The 10,696-nt window shown below is 69.9% G+C and carries 9 protein-coding genes; 7 read left to right on the top strand and 2 right to left on the bottom strand.

Features of this window, described 5'->3' with window-relative positions:
• A partial coding sequence (trpS, locus tag ACTUAL_RS27325; RefSeq protein WP_440902255.1) for a tryptophan--tRNA ligase occupies positions 1-867 on the bottom strand: 867 nt, incomplete at its 3' end.
• A 199-nt stretch (positions 868-1,066) separates the two neighbouring features.
• Between trpS and ACTUAL_RS27320 the strand changes: the two genes are divergently transcribed.
• The gene (locus ACTUAL_RS27320) at positions 1,067-1,369 is read left to right on the top strand and encodes a YciI family protein (RefSeq protein ID WP_096491513.1); all 303 of its coding nucleotides are present in this window, start codon (positions 1,067-1,069) and stop codon (positions 1,367-1,369) included.
• Between the two features lie 309 nt (positions 1,370-1,678).
• Here the strand turns inward: ACTUAL_RS27320 and ACTUAL_RS27315 are convergent, their stop codons facing one another.
• Positions 1,679-1,837 carry a hypothetical protein gene (locus ACTUAL_RS27315; protein ID WP_440902254.1) on the bottom strand — a complete coding sequence of 53 codons (159 nt, stop codon included), beginning with the start codon at positions 1,835-1,837 and terminating at the stop codon, positions 1,679-1,681.
• A gap of 165 nt (positions 1,838-2,002) precedes the next feature.
• Between ACTUAL_RS27315 and typA the strand changes: the two genes are divergently transcribed.
• The 6 genes from typA to ACTUAL_RS27285 form a co-directional block, all read left to right on the top strand.
• On the top strand, positions 2,003-3,904 hold the full coding sequence (typA, locus tag ACTUAL_RS27310; protein WP_096491514.1) for a translational GTPase TypA: 1,902 nt from the start codon (positions 2,003-2,005) through the stop codon (positions 3,902-3,904).
• Positions 3,905-4,249: 345 nt separating this feature from the next.
• Complete coding sequence (locus ACTUAL_RS27305) at positions 4,250-5,950, top strand: ABC transporter family substrate-binding protein (protein ID WP_440902253.1); 1,701 nt, start codon at positions 4,250-4,252, stop codon at positions 5,948-5,950.
• A 300-nt stretch (positions 5,951-6,250) separates the two neighbouring features.
• Entirely contained in the window at positions 6,251-8,071 is a 1,821-nt protein-coding gene (locus tag ACTUAL_RS27300; protein ID WP_440902252.1) for an ABC transporter family substrate-binding protein, read from the top strand.
• A gap of 154 nt (positions 8,072-8,225) precedes the next feature.
• Positions 8,226-9,224: an ABC transporter permease gene (locus ACTUAL_RS27295; RefSeq protein ID WP_096491516.1), complete on the top strand. Its 999-nt coding sequence runs from the start codon at positions 8,226-8,228 to the stop codon at positions 9,222-9,224.
• 1 nt (position 9,225) lies between these two features.
• Positions 9,226-10,164 carry an ABC transporter permease gene (locus tag ACTUAL_RS27290; RefSeq protein ID WP_096491517.1) on the top strand — a complete coding sequence of 313 codons (939 nt, stop codon included), beginning with the start codon at positions 9,226-9,228 and terminating at the stop codon, positions 10,162-10,164.
• Positions 10,161-10,696, top strand: a 536-nt coding sequence (locus ACTUAL_RS27285; protein ID WP_440902251.1) for an ABC transporter ATP-binding protein, incomplete at its 3' end; no start/stop codon positions are given. The genes ACTUAL_RS27290 and ACTUAL_RS27285, both read left to right, overlap by 4 nt.

Below are 10,696 nucleotides of genomic sequence, written 5' to 3'. Positions count from 1 at the left end.
CACGTCCTCCAGCAGCGCCAGCGCCCGCTCGCGCACCCCGCGCAGCTCCTCCACCACCGCCTCCGCCGCGGTCTCCTTCAGCTCCGCGTACGACGAGATCCCCGCCGCCAGCTCCTCGACGTCCTTCCCGGTGCACGCCGCCGTGATCTCCAGCAGGTTCGACACCCCCGGCTGCCCCTCCGGGTCGTGCCTGACAACACCCACCCGGTCCGTCACCGCCCGCCGGATCTTGCGCCGCACCAGGTCCGGCGGGTCGAGGACGAAGACCGTCCCGGCCGCGTCCACCGCCGACTTCGCCATCTTCCGGCTCGGGTCGGCCAGGTCCCTGACCCGCGCCGCCGTCCTCGGCACGACCGCGCTGGGCACCACGAACACCTCGCCGTACGTGCCGTTGAACCGCCGCGCCAGCACCCGCGCCAGCTCCACGTGCTGCGCCTGGTCCTCGCCCACCGGCACCTCGTCGGCCCCCTGCAGCAGGATGTCCGCCGCCATCAGCACCGGGTACGTCAGCAGGCTCAGCCGCACCGAGTCGCGGCCGGTCGACTTCTCCTTGAACTGGATCATCCGCGCCGCCTCGCCGTAGCTGCACGCGCACTCCAGCACCCAGGTCAGCGCCCCCAGCTCGCGCACCAGGTCGGACTGCACGAACACGCTGGCCGGGTCGACGCCCGCCGCCACCGCGACCGCCAGCTGCTCCGCGGTCAGCGACCGGAGCCTGGACGGGTTGTGCGGGGTGGTCATGCCGTGCAGGTCGCTGATGAAGTACAGGTCGTCGGCGGTCCCCTCGCGCGCCCAGCGCCGCACGGCGCCGAGGTGGTTGCCGAGCTGCACGTGGCCCGACGGGGTGATCGCGGAAAGCCTGGTCACTGGTTCCTCCGGAAACGGGCCCGCCCGAGCGGAACCCCTCCGAAGAACACGAAGGCCGCCCCGGCGGGCGGCCTGTGGTCACTGAACGCGCACAGTTAAGCGGGCCACCGCGAGGTGGTCCACCAGAAGTGGTAAAGAGCGCGCATAGCGGGGATCATAACGTGTTTTACCCGTGGGGAACAGGTCTACATTTCGGGGCATGTACATCGTGCTGCTGCGGTACACCAAACCGCTGGACGTAGTCGACTGCTCCCTCCCCGAACACGGCGAGTGGCTGGCCAGGCAGTACCAGGCCGGGCACTTCCTCGCCTCCGGCAGGCAGGTCCCGCGCGACGGCGACGTCATACTCGCCCGCCCCATGCGCCGGGGGCAGCTGGACGCCCTGCTGGCCACCGACCCCCTCGCCATCCGGCACCTGGTCCGCCACGAGGTGGTGGAGTTCCAGGCCACGCGCACGGCCCCTGAGCTGCTCAGGGTCAACGAAGCCACCCTGACCACCTGATCGCGTGACCGTCGTCCTCCACCGCCCGGTGGAGGGGACACCGGGCGGTGCGACGCCGGCTGCGACCGCGGCCCACGCCGCCGGACGACGACGCCCCGCGCGCGACACCCGCGCGCGCCGACCCGGGCGACGACCCGCACGACCCCCGCCCCGCCAGCGCGACCGGAGCGGAAAAAGCAGAGCGAAATTCGCTTTCTTCCCGTTCTTTCCCGAGGACACCCCGATCGGCCGAATGCGCGACCGACCGCCGTGCCCCGATTCCGCGCGACCCGATTCCGCGCGGCCCGGCCCGCGCCCGGTTCCCGCGACTCAGGCCCCGCCCTCCGCCGCCTTGCGCGCGGCTTTCTCCTTCGCCTTCCGGAACACCACCACCGGGCACCGCTTGCACCTCGGCGTGGACCGGCAGCACTTGGACTTGACCTTCTTCTCGCCCTTCTTGCCGTCCTTCTTCTTGCCCTTCGCTCCCACGTGGTCATCTCCTCCTGTCGGGCGTCCCACCCCGGGGTGAGGCTGACCTCACCGCTGGCGCTGTGTGGTAGGGGTGTGGTGGCGCGGTAAGCTGTAGGACGGCTGCGCGCGTGAAAACCTGTCCGGCGCCCGGCCTCCCAGCGACTGAAGCTCTAGGAGTTCCGCGTGCCCACGGCCACTGCGTCGATCAAGGAAACGCTGGTCCGCAACGACCTGCGCAACGTGGCGATCGTCGCGCACGTTGACCACGGCAAGACCACCCTGGTCGACGCCATGCTCCGCCAGTCAGGCGCCTTCTCCGAGCGCGCCGAGCTCGTCGACCGGGTCATGGACTCGGGCGAGCTGGAGCGCGAGAAGGGCATCACGATCCTCGCCAAGAACACGGCTGTGCGCAGGCACACGCCGGACGGCGACATCGTCATCAACGTCATCGACACCCCCGGCCACGCCGACTTCGGCGGTGAGGTCGAGCGCGGCCTCTCCATGGTCGACGGCGTCGTGCTGCTCGTCGACGCCTCCGAGGGCCCGCTGCCGCAGACGCGCTTCGTGCTGCGCAAGACCCTCGCCGCCGGTCTCCCGGTCATCCTGGTGGTGAACAAGGTCGACCGCCCCGACGCCCGGATCTCCGAGGTCGTCGAGGAGGCCCACGACCTGCTGCTCGACCTGGCCACCGAGGTCGGCGCCGACGACTCCGTGCTCGACCTGCCGGTCGTCTACGCCTCGGCCCGCGCCGGTCGCGCCTCGCTGAACCAGCCCGAGGACGGCGGCCTGCCGGACGAGGAGAACCTGGACAGCCTGTTCAAGGTCCTCTTCGACTACATCCCGGCCCCGACCGGCGACGCCGACGCGCCGCTGCGCGCGCTGGTGACCAACCTGGACGCCTCGACCTTCCTCGGCCGCATCGCGATGTGCCGCGTCGCCGCCGGTCGGATGCGCAAGGGCGAGACCGTGTCCTGGTGCCGCGAGGACGGCTCGGTCCAGAAGGTGCGCATCACCGAGCTGCTGATCACCGAGGCGCTGGAGCGCGTCCCCGCCGAGGAGGCCCGCGCGGGCGACCTGGTGGCGATCGCGGGCATCCCGGACATCACCATCGGCGACACCCTGGCCGACGTCGACAACCCGGAGCCGCTGCCCCGGATCACCGTCGACGAGCCCGCCATCTCGATGACCATCGGCGTCAACACCTCGCCGCTGGCCGGTCGCAACGGCGGCACCAAGCTCACCGCGCGCGTCCTCAAGGCCCGCCTGGACTCCGAGCTGGTCGGCAACGTGTCCGTCCGCGTGCTGCCCACCGAGCGCCCCGACACCTGGGAGGTGCAGGGCCGCGGCGAGCTGGCGCTGGCCATCCTGGTCGAGCAGATGCGCCGCGAGGGCTTCGAGCTCACCGTGGGCAAGCCGCAGGTGGTCACCAAGCAGGTCGACGGCAAGACCCACGAGCCGTTCGAGCGCCTGACCATCGACGCCCCCGAGGAGCACCTCGGCGCCATCACCCAGCTCCTGGCGAACCGCAAGGGCCGCATGGAGACGATGGACGGCCACGGCACCGGTCGCATCAAGCTCGACTACGTCGTGCCCTCGCGCGGCCTGATCGGCTTCCGCACCGAGTTCCTCACCGAGACCCGCGGCACCGGCATCGCGAACGCCGTCGCCGAGGGCTACGGCCCGTGGGCGGGCGAGATCCGCACCCGCCACAACGGCTCGCTGGTGGCCGACCGCACCGGCTCGATCACCGCCTACGCGATGATCCAGCTCGCGGACCGCGGCACGTTCTTCGTGGAGCCCGGCGCGGACGCGTACGAGGGCATGGTCGTCGGCGAGAACCCCCGCGCCGAGGACCTGGACGTCAACGTCTGCCGCGAGAAGAAGCTGACCAACATGCGCACCTCGACCGCCGACGTCATGGAGACGCTGGCCCGGCCGAGGAAGCTGTCGCTGGAGGAGGCGCTGGAGTTCTGCGCCGCCGACGAGTGCGTCGAGGTCGCGCCGGAGGTCGTCCGGGTCCGCAAGGTCACCCTGGACGCCAACCAGCGCGGTCGCGAGCGCAACCGCGCCAAGCTGCGCGGCTGAGCGCACGAGCGCCGACCCGAGGGCCCCCCGGCCCCCCCTCCGGGCGGGCCCCCGGGGGTGCGGGGGCGGCCCGCACGCGCGCCCCCCCGGGGCCCGCCCGCACGCCCGGCGGGGCGCCCCTCGGGCTTTCCGGGGGCGTCCCACCTGGTGGGCGCGTGCGCCGCAGGTGAGCGCCCGAGCACCCTGCGTCCCTGTTGTCCGGACCACCCCGGTCGACCGGACAACCCCTCAAGCAGGCCGCTGACCAGGCATGACATCCCCCGCGCGCGAGGTCGCCCGCGTCCGGTGGCGATGATCACCGGGGGTAGCGGTCGGTAGTCGGGGGCGGCGTGGGACCCTCAGGGCATGACCAGGCCCAGGGGTTTCCTCCGGCGCGCGGGGCTGCTCGCCGCGCTGCTGGCCCTGTCGGCGTGCTCGATCACCCCGCCGCCGCCCCTGGTCCCCACCACGCCCGGCGTCACCGTGGTGCCCAAGGAGAAGCTGAACGAGGTCGTCGTCGGCGTCGACGAGGTCAAGGGCGGCTACAACCCGCACACGCTCGCCGCGCAGTCCACGGTCACCACCGCGCTGAGCAGCCTGCTGCTCCCGTCGGCCTTCCGCTCCAACCCGGACGGCAGCCCCGCGCTCGACCGGACGCTGCTGGTCGGCGCCGAGGTCACCGGGGCCGCGCCGTACACCGTGACCTACACCCTGCGCCGGGACGCCTCCTGGTCGGACGCCGCGCCGATCGCCGCCGAGGACTTCGTCTACCTGTGGCAGCGGATGCGCTCCGAGCCCGGCGTGGTCAACCCGGCGGGCTACCGGCTGATCTCCGACATCCGCTCCCGCGAGGGCGGCAAGGTCGTCGAGGTCGTCTTCGCCGAGCCCTACCCGGCGTGGCGCGACCTGTTCCGCGACCTGCTGCCCGCCCACCTGCTCAAGGACGCCCCCGGCGGCTGGTCGGCCGCGCTGACCGAGAGCTTCCCCGCCACGGCGGGCCCGTTCGCGGTGCGCACCCTCGACCAGCCGCGCGGCGAGATCATCCTGGAGCGCAGCGACCGCTACTGGGAGCAGCCCGCCGCCCTCGACCGGGTGATCCTGCGCCGGGCGACCCAGTCCGCGACGCTCGACGCGCTGCGCAGCGGCGACGACCAGGTCGCGCTGGTCCGGGCCGACTCGATCACCACGACGAACCTGGCGAAGCTCGCCGAGACCACCCCGCTGACCACCGAGGCCGTCCCCAGGGGCGAGGTGGTCCAGGTGCTGTTCCGCCCGGCGTCCCCCAACCTGGCCGACGTGAAGGTGCGCACCGCCGTGCGCGCGCTGCTCAACCGGGACGAGCTGATCGGCGTCGGCGCCAGGGGGGGACCGGGCGCCGCGCTGCGCGCCGACTCGCTCGTGGTGCCGCCGTCCAGGCCCGGCTACCGGGCGACCGCCCCCCAGGGCGGGGTCGACGCCGCCGCGCTGCTGACCGAGGCCGGGCTGACCCGCCCCGACGGCGGGAGGTGGGGCCGCGACGGGCGTCCGCTGGAGCTGGTGATCGCCGCGCCCGGCGGCGTCGAGCCGTACGCGACGATCGCCAACCAGGTGCAACGCCAGCTGTCATTGTCCGGAATCGAGTCGGAGGTCCTGACAACGCCACCGGACGAGTTGTTCGGCGAACTGCTGGCCGACCCCGGCGGCACCGGCGGACAAGGTGATCGAACTGTTGACATCGCCGTTGTCCCGCTTGTCGGCTCCGGTGATTCCGGCACAGTTCTGGCGTCAGCTTTCGGCTGCCCCGAACCGGACAACACCGGATCTTCGACAACGTTTCCGGGGAATCCCGCCGGTTTCTGCGACCCGGCCGTTCAGAAGATCGTGGACGAGGCCCTGACCGGCCGCCTCCTGCTGTCCGACGCGCTCGCCCAGGTCGAGCCGCTGCTCTGGCAGCAGGCCGTCTCCCTGCCGTTGTTCCAGGTGACGGACCTGCTCGTGGTGCTCCCGCAGGCGCAGGGCGTGGCCTCCGGCGCGCCCTTCGCCGGGCCCCTTTCCGGGGCCGCCGCCTGGCGGAGGGAAGACCGTTGAAGCGCGTCACCGCACAAACCGGGGAACCCCCTGGTGCACACGTCGTCAGCCGGGCATTATTGACAGTATTCCCGTCAACCGGTTAACGAAGACCCCCGTCCGGTAACGACGGTGTAGCGCGCTGCTACCGGCGTGTCACCCTTTGGTCACGATCAAGCGCTGGGCAGTGACCATCCGTCTAACACCTTCTTATCGTTCGCACCGGTGTGTCGGTTCGGGGCGCGTTTGGCACATCAACGTTAAGGGTGTGGAGTCCGGTCAGAGGTCCGCTCCAACCCGGTGCTAGGAGGGCACGTGTCGATGAGGAGAAAGACCGTCTCGGCGTTCGCGCTGATGACCAGTGCGGCGCTCTTGCTGAGCGCCTGTGGCGGCGGCGGCGCCGGCAGCGAGGGCGAAGGCGGCCAGCAGGACTCGAACCCCGGTGCGATCGGGGGCCAGGACGAGATCTTCAAGCGTCCGGCCGTCGACGACATCGGCGAGGTCGCGATCGCCGTCGAAGAGGGCTTCAGCAACTACAACAACTTCACGGGTGCGACGAACAACTTCGCCAGCACCATGGCGTTGTCGAACGTGCAGCCCTCGCCGTACATCGTCGACCTGGTCGACGGCAAGGTCGTCATCAAGGTCGACGGCGACCTGATGGAGTCCATCAAGGTCACCTCGAACGACCCGCAGGTCATCGAGTGGAAGGTCCGCAAGGAGGCGGTCTGGTCCGACGGCCAGCCGATCGACTGCAAGGACTTCCACCTGAAGTGGCTGGCCGCGACCAGCCAGGCCAGGACGACGACCTCCGACGGCGAGTCCGCCTCGATCTTCGACGCCACCCCCACCGGCTACGAGGACATCTCGAAGCTCGAGTGCTCGGACGGCAACAAGACGATCACCACGACCTTCAGCAAGCCGTACGCCGACTACCGGGGCCTGTTCTCGCAGCCCGGCAGCGACGGTCTGCTCCCGGCCCACGTGCTGGAGCAGAAGACCGGCATCGAGGACATCACCAAGATCACCCCGGCGCAGAACGACGAGACGGTCAAGAAGGCCGCCGAGTTCTTCACCAAGGGCTGGAACGGCTGGAACGCCGACGTCGCCCTCTCCGGTGGCCCGTACACCATCACCTCGGCCGACCTGAGCGACCAGACGGTCCTCGAGCGCAACCCGAAGTGGTGGGGCAACAAGGGCGGCCCGTCCAAGGTCATCCTGAAGACGAACCGCGACGCCCAGTCCGCGGCGCAGCAGCTGCAGAACAAGGAAGTCCAGGCGATCGCGCCGCAGGCCGACAACGCCGTGGCGCAGCAGCTCCGGGGCAACGACGCTTACACGGTCTTCGCCAGCGGTGGCCAGACCTACGAGCACATCGACCTGAACATGGCCAACCCCCTGTTCGCCCAGAACAAGGAGCTCCGCGAGGCGTTCGCGATCTGCACCCCGCGGACCGAGATCGTCGAGAAGCTCGTCCAGGACGTGCAGCCGGGCGCCAAGCCCCTGGGCAGCCTGACCTTCATGCCCAACGAGGTCGGCTACGAGGACCACTACTCCGACCTGGCCGACGGTGACGCCGAGGCCGCCAAGAAGGTCATGGAGGCCGGTGGCTGGACCCTGGGTGGCGACAACGTCTACACCAAGGGCGAGTTCCGCGCGTCCTTCAAGCTGAGCCACAAGACCGTGACCCGTCGCGCGCAGACCGTGCGCCTGGTCCAGGCGTCCTGCGCCAAGGCGGGCATCGAGGTCATCGCCGACGAGGCCGCCGACTTCAACGACAAGCGCCTCCCGGCCTCCGAGTTCGAGGCCGCCCTGTTCGCGTGGGTCGGCGCCCCGCTGAAGGCGGGCGCGTTCGGCAACTACGCCCAGAAGGCCAAGGGCGGTTCGGCGAACTACAACAACTACGACTCGGCCGCCGTCACCGACACGTGGGCGAAGGCGAACAGCGAGCTCGACTACGAGAAGCGCATCACGCTGATGAACGACGTCGACAAGACCATGCGCGCCGACCTGGCGAGCATCCCGCTGTTCCAGCACACCGACTTCACGGCCTCGTCCTCGGACTACAGCCCGGTGAGCTACATCGGTGTCGCGGGTGGCATCACGTGGACCCTGTACGCCTGGCAGAAGAAGTCGCGCTGAGCTGCTGCTGATCTGCTGAGCCGTCAGGCTCCAGCGCACGACCCATCCGTCCGGGGGGCCGGTGCACCAGCACCGGTCCCCCGAACGCCGTCAGCCTCCGGTAGGCCCCCACCACGTCCCCCGCGGGAGGGCCTAGGGAGACTAGAGACCTCGTATGCTCCGTTACGCCATCCGGCGGGTTCTGATCTCGATCCCGCTGTTGATCGTGGCTTCGTTCCTGTGCTTCGGGCTGACCACCGCCATGGGAGACCCCCTCGGCGAGTGGAAGCTCCAGAAGCCCCGCACCGAGGCGGAGATCGCCGCCGCCTACGAACTGACCGGTTACAACAAGCCCGTCGTCGAGCGCTACACCGACTGGGCGGGCGACTTCGTCACCGGTGACTGGGGCCAGACCGTCGTCCCCGGCAACGCGGGCAAGCCGGTCAAGGAGACCCTGCTCACCGCCTTCGGCGTCACCCTCCGGCTGATCCTCGCCGCCGAGCTGATCGCCCTCGCCCTCGGCGTCGCCGTCGGCGTCATCGGGGCGGTGAAGCAGTACTCGGTCTTCGACTACACGGCGACCGGCATATCGTTCGCCATGTTCTCGATGCCCCTCTTCTGCGTCGCCCTGGTGCTCAAGGCGGGCGGCATCGAGCTGAACAACTGGCTGGAGTCGCTCGGCCTGGACCGCTGGATCATCACCGCGGGCCCGCCCGGCGACGGCTTCGGCGGCAGCTTCGGCGAGCAGGTGTTCCAGTACTCCGGCGCGTACCTGCTGCCCACCATCTCGCTGGTCGTCATCCAGTTCGCGCTCTACAGCCGCTTCCAGCGCGCCTCCATGCTCGACACCCTGAACGCCGACTACGTGCGCACCGCGCAGGCCAAGGGCATCTCGCAGGCGCGCACGATCTTCCGGCACGCGTTCCGCAACGCCCTGATCCCCGTCATCACGATGTCCTCGCTGAACATCGGCGCGGGCTTCGGCGGCGCGGTCATCACCGAGACGGTGTTCGGCTGGTCGGGCATGGGCAACTACATCGTCAAGGCCATCGAGAAGATCGAGCCCTACCAGGTGCTCGGCTTCATGATGCTGACGGCCATCTTCATCGTCCTGTTCAACCTGATCGCGGACATCCTGTACGCCTTCCTTGACCCGAGGATTCGCCTTGACTGACATGGGTTCCCCGCTGGCGCAGGCGCCCGCGCCCGAGAAGGCTGAGGCGAGCCAGTTCGACAGCACCACCGCGAAGAAGCAGTGGAAGGTCATCCTCACCCGCTTCTCCCGGCACCGGGCCGCGCTGTTCGGCCTCGTGCTGTTCGTGGTCCTGGTGCTGTTCGCCTTCTTCGGCGGACTGCTGTGGCAGCACAGCTACACCGACCTGGGCTTCCGGCGGTACCTGCCGCCGAGCGCCGAGCACCCCTTCGGCACCGACAGCCTCGGCGGCGACATGGTCGCCCAGATCATCCGGGGCACCCAGTTCTCCCTGCAGATCGCGATGGTCGTGGCGCTGGTGTCCACGGTGATCGGCGTCGTGCTGGGCGCGCTGGCCGGATACCTGCGGGGCTGGGTCGACGCGCTGATCAGCCGGTTCATCGACCTGCTGCTGATCATCCCCAGCCTGGTCATCGCGGCCGTGCTGGTGCGCAGCAGCTTCGTGGCGACCATCTCCGGTGGTTCCAACTGGCTCGTCGTGGCCGTCTACCTCGGCCTCATCGGCTGGCTGTCCATCGCCCGCGTGATCCGCGGCATGGTGCTGTCGCTGCGCGAGAAGGAGTTCGTCGAGGCGGCCCGCGCCCTGGGCGCGAGCACGTGGCGGATCGTGTTCCGGCACATCCTGCCCAACACCATCGACGTGATCATCGTGAACGCGACGCTGGCGATCGCGCAGGCCGTGCTGCTGGAGGCGGCCCTGTCGTTCATCGGCCTCGGCGTGCAGAGCCCGGACACCTCGCTGGGCCTCATGATCAGCCTGAACAAGAACGAGCTGACGCTGCACCCGTGGCTGTTCTTCCTGCCGTTCGTGTTCATCGTGCTGATCTCGCTGGCGGTCAACTTCATCGGTGACGGCCTCAGGGACGCCTTCGACCCGCGGCAGAAGAGGGTTAAGGCATGAGTGAGTTGGACGACGTGATGGGCGCACCCAAGAAGGCGCAGAACGCCGCGGGCGAGAAGCTGCTGCGGGTGGAGAACCTGTCGGTGGACTTCCCGACCGAGGACGGCACCGTGCACGCAGTGCGCGACGTGTCGTTCACGCTCGGCGCGGGCGAGGTCCTCGGCATCGTCGGCGAGTCGGGCTCGGGCAAGTCGGTGTCGTCGATGGCGATCATGGGCCTGCTGCCCAAGACCGCGAAGATCGGCGGTTCGATCAAGTTCCGCGAGCAGGAGCTGGTCGGCCGGTCCTACAAGGGGATGCAGCCGGTCCGCGGCAACAACATCGCCATGATCTTCCAGGACCCGATGACCTCGATGAACCCGGTCTACACGGTGGGCTGGCAGCTCGCCGAGGCGTACCGGGCGCACCACAAGGTCTCGAAGAAGGCGGCGCTGGCCAAGGCCGTCGAGGCGCTGGAGCTCGTGGGCATCCCGCAGCCCGACCGGCGCGCCCAGCAGTACCCGCACGAGTTCTCCGGCGGCATGAGGCAGCG

It is taken from the genome of Actinosynnema sp. (assembly GCF_052038725.1).
This window is presented reverse-complemented; position numbering and strand designations above follow the sequence as displayed.

Excerpts from the sequence above, each read along its gene's own strand:
- ACTUAL_RS27320 (WP_096491513.1), top strand. The coding sequence starts at position 1,067 with ATGTACATCGTGCTGCTGCGGTACACCAAACCGCTGGACGTAGTCGAC.
- ACTUAL_RS27305 (WP_440902253.1), top strand. The coding sequence starts at position 4,250 with ATGACCAGGCCCAGGGGTTTCCTCCGGCGCGCGGGGCTGCTCGCCGCG.
- ACTUAL_RS27300 (WP_440902252.1), top strand. The coding sequence starts at position 6,251 with ATGAGGAGAAAGACCGTCTCGGCGTTCGCGCTGATGACCAGTGCGGCG.
- ACTUAL_RS27295 (WP_096491516.1), top strand. The coding sequence starts at position 8,226 with ATGCTCCGTTACGCCATCCGGCGGGTTCTGATCTCGATCCCGCTGTTG.
- ACTUAL_RS27290 (WP_096491517.1), top strand. The coding sequence starts at position 9,226 with ATGGGTTCCCCGCTGGCGCAGGCGCCCGCGCCCGAGAAGGCTGAGGCG.